The sequence below is a fragment of the Deinococcus terrestris genome, assembly GCF_009377345.1.
Classification (GTDB): domain Bacteria; phylum Deinococcota; class Deinococci; order Deinococcales; family Deinococcaceae; genus Deinococcus; species Deinococcus terrestris.
This window is the reverse complement of sequence record NZ_WBSL01000009.1, coordinates 62900-82001: the sequence shown is the minus strand read 5'-3', so window position 1 is coordinate 82001 and position 19102 is coordinate 62900. Positions and strand designations below refer to the sequence as shown.

General features: G+C 66.8%; 19 protein-coding genes, 1 tRNA gene and 1 pseudogene. 6 read left to right on the top strand and 15 right to left on the bottom strand.

Features of this window, described 5'->3' with window-relative positions:
- Positions 1-361: pseudogene (locus F8S09_RS14235) on the bottom strand (IS982 family transposase); the annotation flags it as partial.
- 663 nt (positions 362-1024) lie between these two features.
- On the opposite strand from F8S09_RS14235, the gene F8S09_RS14225 reads away from it, so the two are divergent.
- Both F8S09_RS14225 and F8S09_RS14220 read left to right on the top strand, forming a co-directional pair.
- A complete protein-coding gene (locus F8S09_RS14225; protein ID WP_194165363.1) occupies positions 1025-1330 on the top strand; it encodes a tyrosine-type recombinase/integrase in 306 nt (101 codons plus the stop codon).
- Positions 1331-1451: 121 nt separating this feature from the next.
- Positions 1452-1526 (top strand) — tRNA-Ala (locus tag F8S09_RS14220).
- Between the two features lie 166 nt (positions 1527-1692).
- Here F8S09_RS14220 and F8S09_RS14215 read toward each other — a convergent pair.
- The 4 genes from F8S09_RS14215 to F8S09_RS14200 all read right to left on the bottom strand — a co-directional run bounded on the left by F8S09_RS14215 (position 1693) and on the right by F8S09_RS14200 (position 5097).
- Positions 1693-2970 carry a tyrosine-type recombinase/integrase gene (locus F8S09_RS14215; RefSeq protein ID WP_152872135.1) on the bottom strand — a complete coding sequence of 426 codons (1278 nt, stop codon included), beginning with the start codon at positions 2968-2970 and terminating at the stop codon, positions 1693-1695.
- Positions 2967-3221, bottom strand: coding sequence for a helix-turn-helix domain-containing protein (locus F8S09_RS14210; RefSeq protein WP_152872134.1), 255 nt, complete (start codon positions 3219-3221; stop codon positions 2967-2969). Before F8S09_RS14210 ends, F8S09_RS14215 begins: the two co-directional genes overlap by 4 nt.
- Positions 3222-3605: 384 nt before the next feature.
- A complete protein-coding gene (locus F8S09_RS14205; protein ID WP_152872133.1) occupies positions 3606-3788 on the bottom strand; it encodes a hypothetical protein in 183 nt (60 codons plus the stop codon).
- A 277-nt stretch (positions 3789-4065) separates the two neighbouring features.
- On the bottom strand, positions 4066-5097 hold the full coding sequence (locus tag F8S09_RS14200) for a hypothetical protein (protein ID WP_152872132.1): 1032 nt from the start codon (positions 5095-5097) through the stop codon (positions 4066-4068).
- 406 nt (positions 5098-5503) lie between these two features.
- On the opposite strand from F8S09_RS14200, the gene F8S09_RS14190 reads away from it, so the two are divergent.
- From F8S09_RS14190 to F8S09_RS14180, 4 genes are all read left to right on the top strand, one after another.
- Positions 5504-6043, top strand: a complete 540-nt coding sequence (locus F8S09_RS14190; protein WP_152872130.1) for a hypothetical protein — start codon at positions 5504-5506, stop codon at positions 6041-6043.
- A gap of 61 nt (positions 6044-6104) precedes the next feature.
- Positions 6105-6266, top strand: coding sequence for a hypothetical protein (locus tag F8S09_RS17725; RefSeq protein WP_194165362.1), 162 nt, complete (start codon positions 6105-6107; stop codon positions 6264-6266).
- The gene (locus tag F8S09_RS14185) at positions 6263-6667 is read left to right on the top strand and encodes a hypothetical protein (protein WP_152872129.1); all 405 of its coding nucleotides are present in this window, start codon (positions 6263-6265) and stop codon (positions 6665-6667) included. Before F8S09_RS17725 ends, F8S09_RS14185 begins: the two co-directional genes overlap by 4 nt.
- Before the next feature lie 228 nt (positions 6668-6895).
- A complete protein-coding gene (locus F8S09_RS14180; RefSeq protein ID WP_152872128.1) occupies positions 6896-7528 on the top strand; it encodes a hypothetical protein in 633 nt (210 codons plus the stop codon).
- Positions 7529-7581: 53 nt separating this feature from the next.
- Here the strand turns inward: F8S09_RS14180 and F8S09_RS14175 are convergent, their stop codons facing one another.
- From F8S09_RS14175 to F8S09_RS14130, 10 genes are all read right to left on the bottom strand, one after another.
- Positions 7582-10488 carry a class I SAM-dependent DNA methyltransferase gene (locus F8S09_RS14175; protein ID WP_152872127.1) on the bottom strand — a complete coding sequence of 969 codons (2907 nt, stop codon included), beginning with the start codon at positions 10486-10488 and terminating at the stop codon, positions 7582-7584.
- 746 nt (positions 10489-11234) lie between these two features.
- Positions 11235-11489: a hypothetical protein gene (locus F8S09_RS14170; protein WP_152872126.1), complete on the bottom strand. Its 255-nt coding sequence runs from the start codon at positions 11487-11489 to the stop codon at positions 11235-11237.
- A gap of 600 nt (positions 11490-12089) precedes the next feature.
- The gene (locus F8S09_RS14165) at positions 12090-12548 is read right to left on the bottom strand and encodes a helix-turn-helix domain-containing protein (protein WP_152872125.1); all 459 of its coding nucleotides are present in this window, start codon (positions 12546-12548) and stop codon (positions 12090-12092) included.
- Entirely contained in the window at positions 12545-12865 is a 321-nt protein-coding gene (locus F8S09_RS14160) for a hypothetical protein (RefSeq protein WP_152872124.1), read from the bottom strand. Before F8S09_RS14160 ends, F8S09_RS14165 begins: the two co-directional genes overlap by 4 nt.
- A gap of 61 nt (positions 12866-12926) precedes the next feature.
- Complete coding sequence (locus F8S09_RS14155) at positions 12927-13433, bottom strand: hypothetical protein (protein WP_152872123.1); 507 nt, start codon at positions 13431-13433, stop codon at positions 12927-12929.
- Positions 13430-13717: a hypothetical protein gene (locus F8S09_RS14150; RefSeq protein WP_152872122.1), complete on the bottom strand. Its 288-nt coding sequence runs from the start codon at positions 13715-13717 to the stop codon at positions 13430-13432. Before F8S09_RS14150 ends, F8S09_RS14155 begins: the two co-directional genes overlap by 4 nt.
- Before the next feature lie 138 nt (positions 13718-13855).
- Positions 13856-14146 carry a hypothetical protein gene (locus F8S09_RS14145; RefSeq protein ID WP_194165361.1) on the bottom strand — a complete coding sequence of 97 codons (291 nt, stop codon included), beginning with the start codon at positions 14144-14146 and terminating at the stop codon, positions 13856-13858.
- Between the two features lie 532 nt (positions 14147-14678).
- Positions 14679-18023 carry a hypothetical protein gene (locus F8S09_RS14140; RefSeq protein WP_152872120.1) on the bottom strand — a complete coding sequence of 1115 codons (3345 nt, stop codon included), beginning with the start codon at positions 18021-18023 and terminating at the stop codon, positions 14679-14681.
- Positions 18020-18244 (bottom strand): hypothetical protein, encoded by a 225-nt coding sequence (locus F8S09_RS14135; protein WP_152872119.1) that lies wholly within the window; start codon positions 18242-18244, stop codon positions 18020-18022. Before F8S09_RS14135 ends, F8S09_RS14140 begins: the two co-directional genes overlap by 4 nt.
- Positions 18241-18483, bottom strand: coding sequence for a helix-turn-helix domain-containing protein (locus tag F8S09_RS14130; protein WP_152872118.1), 243 nt, complete (start codon positions 18481-18483; stop codon positions 18241-18243). Before F8S09_RS14130 ends, F8S09_RS14135 begins: the two co-directional genes overlap by 4 nt.
- Positions 18484-19102 lie beyond the last annotated feature (619 nt).

Below are 19102 nucleotides of genomic sequence, written 5' to 3'. Positions count from 1 at the left end.
CGCAGCGTTTCCCCCGTTTAGGACGGCAGACCGGAAGCGGCATCGAGTCGATGATGACCTCTGTGCAGCGTCTGGCTGGGCTGACGACCGCTTCGAGGCGGTCCAGGAGACGGAGGCCACGGGTGTACGCCTGGGTATACGAGGGAAGACCGCAGCGGTCTTCCCTCAGCATCTGCCACCAAATCGACGGGAACGGATGCTTGAAGACGAGACGGCTGAGCAGCAAGGCCACCAGCAGCGCATCACTGAGCTTCTGGTGCTTGAACCGCTTGTGGTCACTGAAATGCCGTTTGGCCCAGCGGTGGAGCTGACGGATGACGGTCCGTCGACCTAAACTGTGGCGGAGACGGTATCTAGCCATACCATCTCCATTTTTTCGCGTCTCCACGCTGCCCGAGGCCGTGTCGCTCAATCCCTAAACGGCGTGTCCAATTGGCGAGGTCTGCTCGAGAAGCACATTCGTCCGGCACCGCTGGCCCGGAAACAACTCCAAGAGGTGCGTCGCCTTGACCTCCATGTCTTCTACAGGCTCTTGAATGCCAAGGACGTAGGTGCGTCGCTCCAGCGGCAGATTCACTGCGTTCTGAACGGCGCGTTAAAGGAGGCGCTGTACATGTAGGTCATCCGGCAGAACCCATGCGACATCATCAAGCCCGAGCCGATTCGTAAGCCTAAGACTCACCCCCAGGGCAAGGCACTCACCCCACAGGAGGTAACCCGCCTACTGCCTGTGGCGCCGTCACCCTTTCGGTCAAATCTTCCTGTTCATCCTTCAGACCGGGTTGCGCCGGGGCGAGGCTTGCGGGCTGCGCTGGGCCAAGGTGGTTTTGGAGGGGGATCACCCTCACATCGTCGTTGAGGAGTCCTTAGTAGCGATCAAGGGCAAGCTGCACGTGAGCCCGCCCAAGACCACCGCCGGTGCCCGCGTGCTACCCCTGTCCGAAGAATCCTGGAAGTTTCTGGAGGAACATTAGGCCCAGCAGCAGGCCCTGAAAGAGCAGGGAAGTGGGTGGAGACGGGACATGTGTTCACGGGCTTGTCAGGTGTCCGCCTGAACTTGGAGAACCTGAAGCGCTACCTTGATGCCTACTGCGACGAGGCCCAGATTCGACGCATACCTGTCCACGGGCTCCGGCATACCCTCGCTTCACTGGCATTGGCGCGGAATCGGGATCAGGCGGACGCCATCTCCAAAAATCTGGGGCACTCCAAGCTCTCGACCACCCTGTACATCTACCGGACGGTACATAGCGAGGAGCGGCGGCAGGCAGCGGTCAACTTGTCTGATCTTTTGCCAATAGAAAAGCCTGTCGGGGGTGACGCGGCGTAGCCATTGGACACGGCGTTGGACAAAATCCCCGTTGGACACAGGCCTCCCATTCGTGTGAGAGGCCTGTTCTCTGGAAAGTTGCGCTCTGGAGCACTCCACGCTATAGTCCTCAAGTCCGCTAGGGGGCTTAGCTCAGCGGGAGAGCATCCGCTTTGCAAGCGGAGGGTCAAGAGTTCGAATCTCTTAGCCTCCACCAACAGAAACGCCGTCTAGTACGGCGTTTCTTCTTTTGGCTCCCGCGCTCCCGCACCCCAAAAAAGGCCCGCGTCCCCAAAACGTCCCCAAAACAGGGCGTTATGCAGTGAACGGGACGGGACGGGGCGGACGCTCCGGAAGCTGCTCGGGCCGCTCCGGGACGCCCTTCACGCCTCGAGGCCCTTCCGTTTCCGCCGGGCTGGGGACGCGAGGGCCGGGGCCTCCGGCGGAAGCAGCGCCCCGAGCGCCTCCCCGCCTTCCCCCTCGGCGTCCTCCGGGACCGGCGGCAGCTCGAGGGACACCGGGGCCAGTTCCTCCGGGTAGAGGTGCCGGTACTGGCGGAGCGTGAAGGCCGGGTCACTGTGCCCGAGAATCCGGGACAGGACTTCCACCCGTATCCCCCGGAAGGCCGCCAGGGACGCGAAGGTATGCCGGAGGTCATGCACCGCCAGGACGGGGACCTTTGCCGCCTGACACACCCGCTTCATGACCCGCGTGAAGTTGCTGGGGTCATACGGGCCGCCCCGGAGGGACGGGAACACGTAAGGGGACGCCGGGGCGTCCGGGTACAGGGCCGCGTGTTCCTCGGCAGTCCTGGCCCGGACCCGCTCGAGCAGTGTCACGGCCTCCGGGGAGAGGGGGACCATCCGCCGAGCGTGCCGCGTTTTGGGCGGCCCCTCGAAAACCCGGGACCCGCTCACGGTCCGCTGTATCACCACCCGGAGCGCCGGGACCTTCCCGCCGAGGGTGACATGCTCCCACCGCAGCCCGAGCACCTCCCCGCGCCTCATGCCGGTCAGCAGCAGGAAGGCCAGAACTTGCCCGGTCCTTTCCCCCTCGGCGTCTGCTACCGCCAGGAAGCGGGCCGCCTGAAGGGGCGTGAAGGCCCGGACCGGCTCCACTTCCCGCGCCGCCTGAGTGGGCCGCACTCCGGGCACCGCCGCCGGGTTCCCGGGAATCAGGCCGTCCGCCGCTGCCTGCCCGAGCGCCGCGTGAAGAATGTTGTGTATCTGCCGCCGGGAGGAATACCCGAGCGCCCCCCGCTTCCGGGCCGGGTCCCCCTCCCGGAGCAGCCCGTAAAACTCCCGGAGCGTGGCCGCGTTCACTGCCGCCAGTTTCAGCGCCCCCGCTTCCGGGAGAACATGCAGCCGTAAGAGGTCATCGTATTTCCGCCGGGTGCTCTCGGAAATCCCATCCCGGCCCTTAAGCCACCCCTCGAGGTACGCCCCGAGGGTCACGGTCCGGTTTAGGGCCAGCCTCCCCGCCTCGGCGTCTACTTTGGCCTTCCGAGCCACCGCCCGCGCTTTGGGTTCCGTGTCTGCCGTGCCGGTCAGCGTCTTAGATTTCCCGCCCACTTTGGCGGAAATGCGCCACTCCACCCGCCCGGAGGGGAGGACCCGGTAACTCCCGTCCCCGTGCTTCCGGCGGGGCTTGCCCCCCGTCATGGGGTCCGCTCGAGGGTCAGCAGGTCCCCCACCGTCACCCGGTCCCCGGTCAGCCGCTCGAGCACGTCCGCCAGCTTCCCGAGCGTCCCGAGGTCTACCCGGTCCGCCTCCCCCCGGGCCAGGGCATACACGGCATTCCGCGAAACCGTCCCCCGGCCCTCAGTGGCGACCCGGTACGCGGTCAGCCCCCGCGCCTCGAGCAGCTCCCGGAACGTCACCCGCGCCGTGTACTTCCCCGCTTCCATAGTCATGCCTTGAGCGTACTAGCCCCTGCCCCTCCCGACCCCCGGGTGCCCAGGTCCGGGGGGGGAAGCGAAACGAAACGAGGCAAAAAAATATCGGGGTCCTGTTTTTCGCAAAAGAAACGGGACGAACGGGACACCCGACCCTTTTTCATCGTGTGGGACGGCAAAAAACGGTGTCCCGTTTCTCCCGAAGCAGAAAGGCCCGAAAATGCCACTTTTCGCCGTATGGGAGAGGGAAAACAGGTGTCCCTTTTCTAAGCTGCCGAGAAAAGGGACACCCGCCAAAAAGAAACGGGACACAGCTCGAAATGGCCGGGAGCGGGACCCCGGAGGCCCCCGGGCCAGGGACAGAAAACCGGGTCCCGACCGGGGGAACAGCACTCAGGAACGCTAAGGGTCAGCGCCCACGAATCCCACCCCGGGGACGTACCGCACCGTTTCCCCGTCCGGCTCCCCTGCCGCGCCCCAGTCATAGGGGGCCAGCGTGGGCGACAGGTCCGCCGCCTCCCATTCCTGCGCCTCGGCGTCCGGCTCCGGAGAACGCCCCGGGGTAAAGTCTGCGGCTCGCATCATGACCGCATCCTAGGCGGACCATGCTTTCCCCTCGGCGGAGGGTTTCCGGATTTCCGGAGCGGTCCCGGAGCTAGTTTCTCTATTTTCCGAAAGGGTCAGGCCCTACGCAGCCCCCGCAGCTCCGGAGACTCCCCGGGCCGCGCCCACACGGGAAAAACGCCGAGGCGGGAGCGGGCCAAAACCTGATAAAACCTGACATTCCCGCCGGTATGGAAAGGCCCCCGGGAAGGCCGGGGGCGGGTGGACTGGGGACCGGGAAGGGCCTACGTCTCTCCGATTATTTAGATGATCTAGCTAGTGTCTGCTCTAGATTACGTAAATTCTCTAGAATGATTAGGAGAGTGTTGACTTGTAAGAGTTGAAAGTCTGCGATTAGGGCTGGTAAGCGAAGATTCCATTTCACTTCTGAGCCGTAAAACAATCGTCTATTCTTAAATTTGGTCAAACGGCCAGATATCATATCAGGCATTAAGATGAACTTTTCTATCTGTATCGAATTATCGAATCTTATATAGACTCTTGGGAATTCATCAAAAAAACCATCATGTATGAGATGATGCCTCAACGTTTCTATTTCCGATATTGTGTCAGATTTGCCAAACACTGTCCCATATTTTTGATCAATATCGACCTTTTTCTTGTCACCAAATTGTATTTTGGTAGATTTCATTACGGGATAAGTTGAGAAGTCACTGTGGAAGTGTTGTACTTCATACATAAGCTTTGTTATATAGTCAAGCAAGCTATACATTCTTATATAGATAAAACCTAAATTAGCATGTATTCTAGTGGTTGTGGGATTTCTCAACCAAACAACACCGTCTTTGGCGGCAGTTCTCAAATCATCCAAGTTTAAAGATCTGTAAAACTCTCCCCGTAGTTGTGATATCTCATCGTTGCATTCTTGAATGTTCGACACTAAACGTTGGAGGTCTGATAGATACATAAAGCTGTTAATAAATGATTTCATTTGTTCGTTATCGTTAATGGAATCAAAGTAGATATTTATCATTTTGGTAAAAGAGTCCCTTGATATAGCAACGTCTGCATGGAAGCCGCCACCTAAAATGAATGTCGGCAGACTCGACCACACTAGGTACGCTTTTGCATCATTTAAAAATATAGCTTCCAAAGCTATATGAATATCAGAGGCTACTGACTGTAAACGATCATCCAAGTTTGTGCCATGAATTTTCCATTGGCCCATGCCATCTAAAAAGAAAAACGTTTCATCGGGAGGGGGTTCGTGATCTGAAGGCAGTCCATTTAGCCTCAAGAACACTTGATTTGGGTTTTCCGCATCATGCATTATCAGTCACCTGTTTAAAGCTTGCAACAAGTACTCGATTCATCATTACGCATCGCGCTCCTTCGGCTGTGCGATTAACTCCAGACCTAGAGCATCCAAAACGTCTATAAGACTCTGAGGAATTTTCCCACTACGACGAGTGAGGATGACTGTTACTGAGGGCGGTCTAATACCCAATTTCTCTGCTATGGCCGCGTGAGTTAGTCCCCGTTGCTGGCGTGCTTTCTCAAGCTGCTCTCTGAGCCTCTGCTCCGTGGGGTTAAGAGTGGTCATAGTTTTATAGTAGGTGATTCATCTATTGACTTCCAGTAGATGAATCACCTACTATATTCATAGCAGGAAGGGCGCTCACCCGGCCAAGAGAAAGCGCCCCCTGACTCCCCCCGAGCAGTCGAAAGGAAGCACCATGCACGCTAGCACCCTACGCCCCGCCCGTCCCCTGGCCTCCCGCACCCTCGAGGCCGCCGCCGACCTCCGCCCCTACGGGGAGAACTGGGGCACCGTCACCCGGACCGTAACCCTCACCCGTACCCCCGCCGGAATCCTGGCGGCAGTGGACGGGGAAGCGGCTCCCCTGGCGGACGCGCTCGCCATCCTCAAGCGGGCGGACCGCGTGACCGTCCTGGCGGAAGTCCCTGCCACTGACCCCACCGCCCCCTTGCTGACCCGCCGTGCCGAGCGCCGCGCCGAGGTTGCCCGCCTGACCGCCGAGGGGGTGAGCGCGTGGGAGGCCATGCAACAGGCTGCCCGCACCCTGCCCCCGGTCATCGGGAAGGCCGCCGCCCGGGAGCTTCACCGGGAATTGGGCCGCCTCGGGTTCCGGAATCACTACGCGACCGCCGCCGAGGTGCTCGAGCGCCCCGTCCCCTCCCTGGCCTTGCTCTCCGCCGAAGACGCCCACACGGTCCGCAGCTACGCCCGGGGCCAGTGGGGAATGAGCGCCTGACCGGGCAGGGGGGAGGTCTGTCCCTCCCCCTGCTTCCGGAAGGTCGCGCCGAGGTCATACCATGCGGAACCTGTTCCCCCTGTTGCTGCTCACCCTCACCGCCGCCTGTTACGTCCTGGCGGGAAGCGAGTCCCCCGCCGCGTATGCCGCTGCTGTGTGCGGTCCGGCCCTGGCCTTTCTCTCCCTCGGCGTCCTGCTCTCCCGCACCCGGGGGCAGGCATGAGCGCCCCTGCCGAGCTGCTCCGGGTCCGTAACCCGAAACGCCTCCCGGCCCTGCTCCCCACCGGGGCGGACCTGTCCACCGTGAAAACGGCGGCCCTCCCTGGCCTCCCGCGCTTCCTGATGCTCGGCGCGTACCACGCGGGGCGGGTGGGCGTGTACGCGGTCCCGCCGGGGACACACTGGCAACTGAACGCGCCGGACCTCTCCCTCCGGGACGCCGAGCAGCTCGAGCGCCGCGCCGGGGCGTCCTTTCTCGAGGGAAGCACCCTCACCCTGACCGCCGAGGGGTATAGGCCCGCCGTGCTCCCGGTCCGGACGGTGCGCGTCCTGCGGGAAGTGCTCGAGGCGCTCGAGCAGCTCGAGGGGGTCCCGCTCCCCGTCCCGCTCGGGCGGCCCGCGTGACTGCCGCCCGCCGGAGCCGCTCCCCGCCAGGGGGGAAACAGAAATCCCCCCTTAAAAAAGGGCCGCCTTCCTTCCCTCGGCGTGACCTCACCCGGGAACACTCCCGGGAAAGGAAGGCCCACGGGGAGCGACTTTTCACCCTCCCGCCGGGAAAATGCTGGGAACGCGGCGGCCCCTTTCCGGCTCCAGAACTCGGCAGCACTCCCCTCCAAAAAGGACGGCCCCACCATGACCCCACTCGAGACAGACACCGTCCCCTACCTGACCGCCGAGCAGCAAGCCGACACCGCCCACCGCCGCGCCGCCCGGGAGCACGCCGAGCGGTACGCGCCCACCATTGGGAACATGCTCCGGGACATGCCCATTTCTGCCGGAAGTCCCGCCGAGGTACACGCCGCCCTCGATTTACTCGGGGCCGCGCTGGGAGAAGTCAGGGACGCCCGGGACGCGCCCGAGTCCCCCGCCTTCCTGTACGGGGCCGCGTGCGCCAGCCTGTCCCGGGTCCTGTTGCTGTTCCTGCTCGAGCATGAGCCGGAGGACCCCCACCGCGCCGCCGTCCTGTTCATCACCTACGCCGCCGCGCAGCGGGACCACATGGCGGAAGGAACCCCCGAGGCCCGGAGCTTCCTCGAGGGGGCGGACGCGGGGACCCTGACCCCGGAAACCGCCGGGGCCGCGCTGAACAGCTTCCCGAGCTTGCACGCCCTGACCTGCTTCCTCGGCGCTCACCATGCCTTCTCTCTGGCGGTAGAGGCCCTGGCGGACCCGGCAGATACCCGCTCCCGGGAGCGGCTCCGGGAGGCCCTGGCGGTCATGCGGCGGGAGGTCCGGCAGGTCACGCCGAGCAGAGCGGAAGCGTAGCCCTTTCCCTCGGCGGCCCCGCTTCCCCCTCCGGAGGCGGGGCCTTTTGTGGCTCAGGCGGGAGCCGTCTCCCGTGCCTGCCCTGCCTCGGCACTCCCCGCCGTCTCCGCCGCGTGCCGCTCGAGGTTCAGGGCCAGCAGCCGGGAGAGCATCTCATCCTCGTCTAGAGGCCACTCCCACCCGTAGGCCGCGCTCACGGCCCGGTCTAGGGTGTCGTGGGCGTCCGCCAGGGTCGCCAGCCCCGTCACCACTTCCTGCCCCGTCTGCCGGTAATCGGAGAGGAGGTTATACATCCCGGTCAGGGTCAGGGTCTTGTCCTGTTCCGAGGTCCCCGCGTTCGCTTTCTGTTTGGGGTCCCGTTTGGTCCGCAGAAAGGCCCGCGCCGTCTCAAGGAACCGCGCCACCTGCGCTATGGCCTCCGCCTGCTCGGGGCTGGGGCGGGGGAAGGGGAAGGTTTCAAAACAGGTTGTGGGCGTGTAGCGCGGGCGGTCTTCGAGAGAGGTTCCCATACGGAGCGCCCACGCCGTATGCGGGGAACTGTTCAGGACGCCGAAAGTCAGGTCATCCTCAGCGGCGATGACCGTCAGGGCATCACCGGGAATGCAGCCGGGGGTCAGCCACGAAAAGGAACGGTGCTTCATATGGCGTGGGGTGGCGATGAATCGAGAAAGCGGCTCGAGGGCGGCCCTCAGCTCAGGCCGCGCCCGGTCATAGAGCCACCATTTCTCCCGCTTGGAATCTTTCGGCGTCTTCCCGTTCTTGTCTTTTGCTTCTTCCGATAAATAGCGCATGGGCCGCCGGTACTGCTCCGCTACCTCGAACGGCATCTGATTAAAGTCCACCGTGTAGCGGTCCTTATTCCGGTCCGTCAGGTCATCCCCGCCCACATACGGCCTCAGCACGTCCGCATTGCTCAAGCCGCTGGGGTTTGGAAGGTCCAGCCACTCCCGCGCCACGCTGCCCGGAAGGTCAAACTTTCCGGCGGGTTTCACGCCCTCAAAGGATTTCCCGGCGTTCTCCCTCAGCCGCCGCGCCGCCGTCAAGTCTGCCGCCGAGGTCAGGTCCGGGTGAATCACGGCCACCTCCCGCGCCTCGGTGCCGCGCTGCTCGGGCCGGTCCTCATCCCCCGTGTGCCTCAGCAGCACCCGCGCCTGCTCGGAGCCGTCATCAAAACAGACAATGCTTGTCCGGACCGCCGCGCCGTCCTGAATCCATACCCGGTCCGGCCACGCCCGGAAAATGCTGCCCGTTTCCGCGATCCGTTCCAACACCACCCGGTTTTTCCCACCCCGGATGCTATTCGTAGCGATCAGGCCCGCCCGCCGCGTGTGCCCCTGCTCTATCTGCTCCCGGGCCTTTTCAAACCAGTACGCCACAAGGTCCGCAAACCCTGGCACCCGGCCCGCGTAGGCCGCCCGGAGTGTCTCGGCATACTCGCCCCCGAGTTCCTCCCGCATCTTGTAATTGCCGAGGAAGGGCGGGTTTCCCGTGATGAACTCGGCGGGAGGCCACGCCGCCGCCCGGTCCCCGTCTAGCACCGCGTCCCGGTTCTCGAGGCCGGGGAGGGCGTCCAGCACCGGGGAGCGGTCCCGGAGGTTCTCCCCATGTTCTGAGAGCCACTGAAGGTAGCCAATCCACAGCACCATGCCCGCGATTTCATGCGCGTACTCGGAGCGCTCGAGGCCGCGCATCTGCCGGGGCGACACCTTCACGGGCTGCGCCTGCCCGGTCAGGCCCCGGAGGGTGGCCCTGACTTCCGCCTCGAGGTCCAGCAGCAGCCGCAGCGCCGTATAGAGAAAGTTTCCGCTCCCACACGCGGGGTCCAGCACCGTCACCGCTGCCAGGCGGTCCTGAAAGGCCCGGAGCTTTTCCACCACCGCCGCCCGTTCCTTCCCCTCGGCGGCCTCCCACAGTCCCCCGGCGGCAGCCTCGGCAGCCTCCGCCAGCTCCATAAGCGGGACCAGCTCGGCGCGGAGGGCCTCCCACTCGGCCCGCAGCGGGGCCAGCATGACCGGCTCTACCACGTCCACAATGTCCGCCAGGGGCGTGTAGTGCGCCCCGAGTTGACTCCGCTTGTCCGGGTCAATGACGCGCTCAAAGAGGGTCCCGAAAATGGCAGGCTCGAGCTTGCGCCAGTCCCGCCGGGCGGCCCGCTGGAGGGTCTGAACATCCGGGAGCCGGAGGTCCGGCGCGGCAGGATTCGTGAACACGCCGCCGTTGATGTGGGGAATACGCCCGACCACGCTCAAGCCGCCGCCCTTCATCAGCCGGAACAGCTCCCCGGCCATCTCCCGGAAGTCCTCCGGGCGTTCCTCGGCGGCCTCGAGGAGCAGCGCGAATGTTTTCCGGGGAAGCAGGCCCACGTCCTCGGCAAACAGGGTAAACACGCACTTCACCAGAAAATGCGCCACGTCGTCCGGCTGCTCCCCGCGTTCCTTGAGCGCGTCCCCCACCTGTACCAGCTCGCGCATAACGGCCTCGGTCACGTCCGCCGCTTGCGCCGAGGGGTTAAACGCTTCCGGCTCGGTCCACACCTTCCGCAGCTCGAGCCGCTTGCTTTCGTCTAACAGGTCCTCGAGCGTGTACCGCCGGACTGCCTTCAGGGTCCCCGTGAAGTTGGTATGGACCTCTACCGTGTGCATGTCAGACACCACAAGCAGGGGCGGGTTTTGCAGGTCCTCCCGGTAGGAAACGAGCTGCTCATAGGCCCGTTTCAGGTCCGCCCCCTTGCCCTTGTACTCCCACCCGAACGCGCCCGCCTTCCACACGTCCGCAAAGCCCTTTTTCCCCGTGATCTTGCTGACGGGCTTTTCAAAGCGGTACGTCTCCCCGCTCGGGTCCCCCTGAACTGGGTTAGGGACGCCGAGCAGGGCGCAGAGGTCTATGAAGTGCGATTGGGCCGCGCTCCGCTCATTCACGCTCAGAGCGCCGTAAGTCTTGACAAACTGCTCGGGGGTCACGCGGGTCAGTATGTCGCGCCCGTGCCCCAAAGCGGGCAGCATGTGCGGCGGGCCTTCTGCTGCTCGGCGTATACCCGGAACGCTAGCCCGCGCTAGGGGCAAAAAGTGCCCGGGGTGTTAACCCGTGCCAGGGTGAAAAAACTAGACAAACCTCAGACCGCCCGCGTGTGGGCGCGGCAGCCCTCCCGCCCCGTGCCTGCTTCCGGGTGCTAGAGAAAAGTGAGGTTCCCCGCGTGTAGGGGCCGGACTGCCGAGCAGCGCCAGGACACCGGGAGGGGGACCGGCGGAAGGTGGCTAAGAGTGGCTAAGGTTTCCGCCCACGGGGGAGCAGCCCAGGCGGGGGCCGGGGTGGGGAGGGCCTTCCCTCTCTCGGCGGGACCCCATGAAGAAACCAGAGCGCCCGGAACCCTATGGAGGTCCCGGAACCGGGGGAACCGTCCGGGGAGGTTCTACACCTCGGCGGGACCCCATGACAGTTCAGCGCCCCGCCGGGGAACCCCTTGCAGAATCCGCCCGGGCGGGAACCCCTTGCAGAATCCGGCGCGACAGCTTCCGGAGGGTGGGGACATGCGCCAGGACGGGGACGCGGGGGCGGGAGGGTGCTCGAGCTGTCGCCAGTTTCAGGGGGCCGGGGGTGAAAGCTTGAACGGGGGCCGGGAACCCCCACGGGGACGCCTTCCGCGACCTCCCGACTGCCCGGAATGGGGGGCAAACTTTCGTATCTTTTCGCCTGTTCCGGGCCGCGCTCAGGGTTGCCGGAGCCGGTCCCGGTACAGCAGCGCCAGGAACCGCGCCGCGCTCGGCACAAACCACACCCGCGCCCCGTCCGCCTGTACGCCGAGCAGGGCAACCCGCCCGGAAGCCCGCAGCTTCCGCAGCGCCCGGCGCGTACTTTCCGAGCTGCTCCCCACCCGCGCCGCCAGCTCCCCGGAGATGCCGGAGCAATCCTGCTCGAGCGTCTCGAGTAACGCCACCATGACCCGCCCCGGCCCTCTGCTCATGCTGAACAGTATTCCGTAAGTGTTCCGGTCAGAAACCGGGGAACGCCGAGCAGGACAGAAAAACCGCTCCGCGCACCTGACAGAATTGACACCCATAAAAGGGGGGAAACTCGGGCCGCCTTCCCCCTCGGCGGACTGCTGGGGGAGGGACAAGCCCGCGCCGCTCCGGAAAGGGGTCAGGATGGGCCAGCGGAGGCCGGAGCGGGGTCAGGGATGGGGAGAGCGTCCGGCGGCCCTAAAAACGCCAGAGAGTGAAGTGCTGCCGGGACCGTGCCCGCGTCAGGGAGGACGTGGGGGAGTTTCTTCCGGACCTCCCGGGAACTTTCTGGCGGAAGGGAGACCCCGGCCTCCGGGCCGTGTGGGAGCGGCTCGCCGCCCGGATGGGCGTGGGGTTTCTGACGGCACCCGGCGGGGGTTTCTTCCGGCAGTTTCCCGACACTCCCGCCGTGCCGGAAGGCCCCCACGGGGAGGGCGTCCCCCGGTCCTGCTCGGGGAGTTTCCCGACACCCTCCGCCGAGAGGAGACGGGAGGCCGAAAAAAGCCGAAACCCGCCCGGGGGGGCGGGGGCAACTGTTGAAAAGTGTTGAGGAGCGGGGTGGGTCAGAGGTGCGGGGGCTTTTTGACCCCCCCGGGGGCAGTTAGCGGAACACTGATGACAGGACCGCCGCCTTCCTGGGGTTTCAGGGTCAGGCAGGCCCGGTAGCCCACCGCCTCGGCGTAGCGCCCCACGGTGAATAGCTCGGCGTTGATGCCCCGCTCGAGTTTGACAATCCGCGCCCCACTGACCCCGAGCCGCCGCCCCACTTCCCGGGCCGCGAGGTGCCGAGCACCCCGGGCGGCAGACAGGGCCGCGCCCACTGTCTCCGCCGTGTGCAGTTCCTCTATGTGCTGCTCGAGGGTGTGGGGGTCAAGTTCAGTGGCAAGCCCCGCCGCCAGCGCCTCATCTGCCGTGTGGGGGGCCGCTTCCATGCCCTCCGCCTCATTCAGTAGGGCCAGCAGTTCCGCGTCTGGGAGGTCATCAAGGTTGAGGGTGTCTTTCCATTCCTGAGCCGTTTTCATGTCTCCCCCTTCCTGTTGCCGAGGGCGGCGCGGAGGGCCTCTTTCAGCAGTCCGGCGCTTGGGGTATCGCCTTCCTTGACCTCCGCGCCGCAGAGCGTGGGCACCCCGTCCTGTGTCCAAAAGAAATACACCCGCGCCCCTCCCTTCTCTCCGCCCCTCGAGCGGGTCTTGAGTTCCCACACAGGTGTGCCCTTGAGGGGGAGCGCGTAGCGGCTTTCTCTGCCGTGCTCTTTCAGGTCCCGCACCATGCGAATGATTGCCGTGACCGCTTCCCGTTGCCCCTTTCGGCGCATCTCTAGCAGGTCCCGGACCACCATGCTTGAGGTGTCTCCGGACCGTTTGGCCTGTAACACCCTCGGCACACTGTTTACTCTAGGGTTAACACTCGAGGTCATTCAATCCCCCACCCTTCCCGGTCTGCTCATGGGCCGTCAGGTCCCCGAGCAGCGCCCGGGCCAGGGCCGCCCACCATGCCCATAGCGCCGCCAGCCCTTCCGCCGCGTCCTGCTCGGGGCAGTCCCCCCGGGCGGCCACCTCCCGCCACTGGCCCGCGTACCGCTCGAGGTCCGCCAGGGCGTCCGCCGAGGGAGGAAGGTCCGGGGGGGTGCGGGCCTTCACGTTCCTCTCCCACCATGCCCGCCCCGCTTCCCCGAGGTCCGGGGCGTCCCGTATCTCCGGGACCGTCTCACCCCATGCCCGGAGCCGCCTCACTGCCGCCCGCCCTTCCCGCGTGTCCATACAGTCCATGTGCCCGAGCAGGGCCGTCAGCTCCGCTGGGGTCATGGACTGAGCCGCTCGGGAGGACAGGGCCTCTATCCGCGCTTCCTCCCGCTCGGCGTGGGCCTGCTCAAGCACCCCGAGCCGCTTCCGGCGGGAGGCAGTCACGCGGCCCCCTTCCCGAGCCGGGGACCTGTTTTCTCCCCGCCCTGGCCCTCCGGCTCCCGTTCGGCGGCCCGCTCGAGAGCCTCTAGCCGGGCCTCGAGGTCCGCCACTTCACACACCCGGACGTAAGCGGCCACTCCCTGAGACACGGCATGAAGCACCCGGAGCGTGTCTCCGGGCGTCTGTTCCTCGGCGTCCGCCAGCGCCCCGGCCCGCTCGAGTGCTCGCCACAGAATCCGCCGCGCTTCCTCCACTGTGCCCGCCTTCCGGCGCTTCCTTCCGCTCACTCTGCCCACCTTCCTTTCTGACCCGGGGGGGGTCCCGGGGGCCGGGAGCTGCCCGGACCGCTCGGGGACGCCTTCCGGGGCGTGTGACGTGTGCCAAAACCTTCCCAAACGTGCCCAAACCTTCCCCGAAACTGCCGTTTACGGGAGCAGGGTTGCAAGGGCCTCCCGCGCCGCTTCCCTTCCCTCGGCGGTCAGACTGCCGCCCGGAAGCAGCAACCCCGCGCCCTCGAGGGCCGCCCGCGCCTCCCGGACTTCCCGGGGACCCGGTTCCGCCGAGCGGAGGAAGGCCAGGACCGGCAGGGCCGCCAGCATGGGGAGGGAGCGGGCCAGCGCCAGGGCCAGGACGTACCCGGCGGGGGAGGGGGCGTCCGGGAAATGACCAGTTTTGACCACTGCCGGAGCTGCTCGGCGGGAGCGTGCCGCCCTCATGCCCGGACCGCCTTCCGCCAGCCCTTCCCGCCCCATGCCCAACAGCGGGACCCCCTCGAGGTCACGGGAAGCGGCCCGAGTTCCGGCATGGGCGGGAGGTCATGCGCCGCCCACCCCGCCGAGCAGCTCCCGCCCTCCGCTCCGGGAACGTCCGGGGACCACCTAGCGCAGCCGCCGCACAGCTTCACCGGAGAGACGTGGGGCCGGTCCTCCGGGGCCTGCTCAGGGGGTGGGGCGTGCTTCCGGGGGAGGGCGTCAGGGCCGTACACCTCGGGGGAGCCTTCCCACTCCGGAATGCCAGGACGCCGAGCAGGGGAGAGGCCACGCCCACCCGTTTCTCCCTCGGCGGGAGCAGCGGCCCGGGCAAAATGCTCGAGCAGGGCCGGTTTAGCGGCCCGCACCCGCCGCGCTATCTCGGCGGAACTCACCACCGCCCGGGGGACCTTGACCCGGAGGGAGTCCGGGCCGTCCGGCTCAACCGCCACCCCGAGCGCCGCCAGCTCCGCCAGGAAGCCGGGAACCTCGGCGGCCCTCATACGCTGAACACCTCGAGGGCGTCCGCTTCCTCGGAAGTTTCCGCGTCAGGGACGGCTGTTTCCGCCGAGGGGAGAAAAGGGACACCAGAAAAGGCCGTGCTAGAGGGAGAATCCGGGAGTGGTGTCCCTTTTCTAGAGAAGTGTCCCTTATCTAAGAGATGAAAAGGGACACCACTTTTCCCCGTGTGGGAGGGCGTTTCCTGCTCGGTGTCCCTTTCGTCCCTTTTCTGGAGTGGGAGGGGCCACAGAAAGTTATAAAAGGGAATGCGTTCCTTTGGCCCGCACCCATACACGCCCCGCCGGTAAGTGGCCTTCCCGGACTCCGCCACCATGTCCCCGCTCGGCGCGTGCCGGTCCCGGAGGCCCTGCCACAGTGACCGGGGAGCCGGGAGGCCGTGACCTTCCCCCTCGGCGGCCCGGTTGACCTGGGCATAGGCGGACGCCTCGAGCAGCGCGTATGTCTGCCCGCCGTACTCCCCGAGGAACCCCACCGGAACCGCGCCGGGGCGTGTCTCCCATGTGCCTTTCCCCTCGGCGGGGTCCCCGTAGGGCCGCCAGCGCCAGCCCGCCGACGGAGCGTCCGGACTCTCCGCCCCGAGGTCCGACCCAGGAGCTTCCCCCGTGTCCGCATCCCGGAGGAACACCGCTCCCGAGCGGAGCAGCCCCGAGAGCAGCGGGAGGAAGCGGGTCACGGGGTCCACATGCTCGAGGGCCGCCGCCTGCCCCGCCGAGGTATCCCGGAGGGCCTCCGCCGCCTGTTCCCCGAGGGAGAGCGCCTCCGCTTCCGACACCGCCCCGCAGTCCCGGGCATAGGACAGGAACACGCGCCAGCCCTCGAGCAGCTCGGCGGCATTCTGAGCGGTCCGCCCGTGGGTGCCGGGAAAGTCCCGCGCCGCCCGCGCCACGCGCTCCGCCAGGGCCGCGCCCGTGACCGCCGGGAAGTGGGCGGCCACGTACCGGAGGAACCCCGCCATAGCCCGGGCATACGTTCCTCCCTCGGCGTTCCTCCGGGCCTCGTCGAATCGCGCCGAGCCGTCCGCCGGTCCGCCGGGACCAAACAGGGGACCGGGCACCGTGAGGGCCACGGTCCGGGCCACGTCGGAATGCTTGCGGGGTCCCTGCTCCGCCGTCGCCAGCACCAGTCCCCGGGGGTAGTAGCCCTGGCGGACCGTGAGGGCGTCCGCCGTCATACGGTCCCGGCCCGCGCCGTTCCCCGCCGAGGACAGGAAGCGCGACAGGGCCGCGTGTGCCCGGTCCACATCGGAGCGGCTCCCCTCGGGCTTGAAATCATCGGCCACATACAGCACGTCCCGCGCCAGGAATGCGCCGAGTGTCAGGGCGTTGTCTGTGCTCTGAAAGTCCGCCGGGGGAAAGTGCTCTATCCATGCGGTCCCGTAGAAACTCTGGAGGACCGCCGCCAGGGTGGACTTTCCCCACCCGGTCCGGCTCTCGAGCCACTCGGAAAACCGGACGTTCCCGAGCGGGGCGCGGAACACCCCGCCGAGCAGCGGGAACAGCAGGAAGGGCGGCCCCAGCTCGAGCAGCTCAAGGGCGGAGCGGACCGCTTCCCGCTCGGCGTCCCCCTCCGGCGGGTCCGGGAGGGCGTAGTGGCGCAACTTCCCGAGCAGGGACACCCCCACCCCGGGCACCGTGCCCGCCGAGCCGATACAGGCCCCGGCGGTCAGGAACACCGGGCCATGCTCCGGAAGGTGGATCCATCCCGTGTGCGTGTAGACGGTCCGGCGGTCCATCCCGGCGGCCCGCGACAGGCTCAGCAGCGCCGCCCGCGCCTCATCCTTCACGCTCGAGCCGGGGTAAACGAAACCGTCTGCGCCCCAATGCTCGAGAGGCCACGCCATCGCGGAAAACTTCCCCGTGGGGACTTCCACCGCCGGGAGGGGGCGGCCCTCGGGGGTCCGGCCCTCGATTTGAAACACCCGGAGGGGGTTCCCGTCCCCGGAGTCCCGGAGCACCTCCGCCACAATCCGCGCCGTGAAGCCGAGCAGGGGCCGGAACTCAAAAGCGTCCTCCGGGCTGTCCTGACTGCGCTTGAGCTTCCCGACCTGTCCGCCCTCGATTTTGTAGGGCCAGGACTGAAACCCTTCCCCGTACTCGGCTCCGCTCCCGGCTCCCGCCTCGGGGTCCTGCCACGGCTCGGCGTCCCGCATGTGGGCGGAGAGCCATTCCCCGAGCACCTCGGCTCCGGCCCGCTCCCCCTCCGGTGTTCCGGGGTCCCACAGCCGCCCGAGGAAGTCCGCCGCGTCCGCCCCCGGGTCCCCGGGGGTAAAGGGTGGGAGCATGTACGGCACCGCGCCCACCTCGACGGCCAGCCGCGCCCACCGGGTCCGGGCCTGCTCCCCGGCGGGGTCCGGGTCCGCATAAATGAACACCCGGCGGCCCGTGAGGTCATGCAGGACGTGAGGGTTTCCGGTTGCTCCCGCCATGCCCTGAACGCCCACACTCCCGGACAGGCCCGCCGCCTCGAGCGCCAGCATGAAGGCCACGCCGTTTAGCTCCCCTTCCGTCCATACCTCGGCGGAAGTCCCGGGAGCCGTCAGGCCTGGGGACGTGTGGGCGGGGGTCCCCTTGTGGCCTTTGGCGTACACGTAGCGGTCTAGGCCCGCCGCCCCGAGCTGCTCGGCGCTCCCGTGATTCCGGTACTTCACGGCGGCCACCGTGCCCGCCTCCGGTCCCCGGATCTTAAACGCCAGGGCCTCCGGGGTCAGCAAGCGGGAACCCTGCCCGCGCCCCCGGGGGTCCCGGCGGAATGCCTCGAGGAACCCGAGCGCCAGGGCGGGGAGCAGCCCCCGGCCCTCGAGTGCCTTCCATGCGGGGCCGGGGTCATCCTCCCCGGCGTGCCACCGCTTGAGCGGTTCCCACCCCACCAGGGCCTTATGTGCGTCTACGGGGACCGCTTGCCCCTGGCGCTCCCGGAGGCGCTTCCCGAGGCTCGGCGCTCCCACCCGGACCCCGGGGCGGAAGCTGTTTCCCTGCTCGGCGTCCTGGCGCTCGAGGCCCGCCCGGGAAATCAGCAGGGCCGCCGCGTCCGCCCGGCTCATGCCCGCGCCGCCGTTTCCGAACTGCTCGAGCAGTTGCAGGGCGTTCCAGGTTTCGCCGGTCCCCTTCCGCTGGAACATGGCTCCGCCGTCCTGCTCCCCGCGCCAGAACGTAAAGGAGGGCGTGCGCTCGGCGTGCTCCCCGCCCCGGGGGTCACACATCACCCCGGAACCGTCCCCGGCGGGCCTCGGCTCGCACCCGGGGAAGGCCAGCCGGAGCAGCTCGGCGGGGGCGTTTGCGGGGGCACCATACGCCGCCCGGAGCGCGTCACCCGCGCCGGTCATGCGCCCACCCCGCCCGACCTCACCCCGAGGTCAGACAGGGCGGAGAGCAACGCCAGGGCCGCGCCGGTCAGCTCCCCGGCCTCGGCGCTCCGGACGCACTCCCGAGCCAGCGACCCGAGCCGAGAGCGGACGTGGGGCCGCATGCCGCTGGAGTTCCGTACACTGGCGGGGACGCTGCCCACGTCATCCCGCGCCGCCCCCCTCACCGGGGGCCGCTTCATTTCTGCTCCTCGGCGTCCTGGCGCTCGACTTTGCTCAGCTCGGCGGGGTCAATCCCCGCCCACGCCAGGGCGTCAAGGGTGCGGATTTTGATACTCCGCCCGTACCGCTTGCCCTTGAGGTCCCCGGCGTGAAACGCCTTATAGGTGGTCCCTCTGCCGATTCCGGCAAACTCGGCAACCTCGTCAATGGTGTGAAACTCGCGGGCAACAAAGGCCCGAAACGCGGGGGTCATCGTCATAACTGCGCCTCTCTGAGCCGCGCCGAGAAAAAGGGGGGACCCCCTTCCCCGTCATGCGGGCAAGGAATAGAGGGCGTCCCGTTTCCGGGAGCTAATGGGGCCACGCCGAGCAGCCGGAGGCGCTCGAGGCGGGAGGCCCACCGCCAGTTATGCGGCGGGGGGAGCTAGGGGAGCAGCGGGCGGGAGCGGGAGCAGGTCCGGGGGGCGGGGGACCTGCTCGGCGGGGGGTTCCCGCTTAGAGAGAGCCTCAAGGTAGATACGGAAGGTTTCCGCGTACAGTTGCCCGACGTATCCAGCAAACGTACCCAACTCGGCGCGGAGTTCCCGGAGTGTGCGGAGCAGAACCCGGAGGGCGTTTAGGTCAACTCGGGCAAGCTGCCGAACCCGGCGGATAAATGCCGTGGCAAGGTGGGCCAGCGTGCGATGTTTACCCACCGCAGCGCGGGAAAGGGTGAGGTGCGCCCGGGCATACGCCCCCGGCGAATCGCATCCCAATATCTGCCGAATCCGCGACTGTGCCCGCCCCACTACTACCGGGCGGGGGCGGGGCGGAGTTTTGATAGCGCGGCGCGTATAGGCGTAGTTCCTGCGCTTGTGATTCTGCGCCCCCCGCCACCTG

Excerpts from the sequence above, each read along its gene's own strand:
- F8S09_RS14215 (WP_152872135.1), bottom strand. The coding sequence starts at position 2,970 with ATGACGGGGGGCAAGCCCCGCCGGAAGCACGGGGACGGGAGTTACCGG.
- F8S09_RS14210 (WP_152872134.1), bottom strand. The coding sequence starts at position 3,221 with ATGACTATGGAAGCGGGGAAGTACACGGCGCGGGTGACGTTCCGGGAG.
- F8S09_RS14205 (WP_152872133.1), bottom strand. The coding sequence starts at position 3,788 with ATGATGCGAGCCGCAGACTTTACCCCGGGGCGTTCTCCGGAGCCGGAC.
- F8S09_RS14200 (WP_152872132.1), bottom strand. The coding sequence starts at position 5,097 with ATGCATGATGCGGAAAACCCAAATCAAGTGTTCTTGAGGCTAAATGGA.
- F8S09_RS14190 (WP_152872130.1), top strand. The coding sequence starts at position 5,504 with ATGCACGCTAGCACCCTACGCCCCGCCCGTCCCCTGGCCTCCCGCACC.
- F8S09_RS17725 (WP_194165362.1), top strand. The coding sequence starts at position 6,105 with ATGCGGAACCTGTTCCCCCTGTTGCTGCTCACCCTCACCGCCGCCTGT.
- F8S09_RS14185 (WP_152872129.1), top strand. The coding sequence starts at position 6,263 with ATGAGCGCCCCTGCCGAGCTGCTCCGGGTCCGTAACCCGAAACGCCTC.
- F8S09_RS14180 (WP_152872128.1), top strand. The coding sequence starts at position 6,896 with ATGACCCCACTCGAGACAGACACCGTCCCCTACCTGACCGCCGAGCAG.
- F8S09_RS14170 (WP_152872126.1), bottom strand. The coding sequence starts at position 11,489 with ATGAGCAGAGGGCCGGGGCGGGTCATGGTGGCGTTACTCGAGACGCTC.
- F8S09_RS14165 (WP_152872125.1), bottom strand. The coding sequence starts at position 12,548 with ATGAAAACGGCTCAGGAATGGAAAGACACCCTCAACCTTGATGACCTC.
- F8S09_RS14160 (WP_152872124.1), bottom strand. The coding sequence starts at position 12,865 with ATGGTGGTCCGGGACCTGCTAGAGATGCGCCGAAAGGGGCAACGGGAA.
- F8S09_RS14145 (WP_194165361.1), bottom strand. The coding sequence starts at position 14,146 with ATGAGGGCGGCACGCTCCCGCCGAGCAGCTCCGGCAGTGGTCAAAACT.
- F8S09_RS14140 (WP_152872120.1), bottom strand. The coding sequence starts at position 18,023 with ATGACCGGCGCGGGTGACGCGCTCCGGGCGGCGTATGGTGCCCCCGCA.
- F8S09_RS14135 (WP_152872119.1), bottom strand. The coding sequence starts at position 18,244 with ATGAAGCGGCCCCCGGTGAGGGGGGCGGCGCGGGATGACGTGGGCAGC.
- F8S09_RS14130 (WP_152872118.1), bottom strand. The coding sequence starts at position 18,483 with ATGACGATGACCCCCGCGTTTCGGGCCTTTGTTGCCCGCGAGTTTCAC.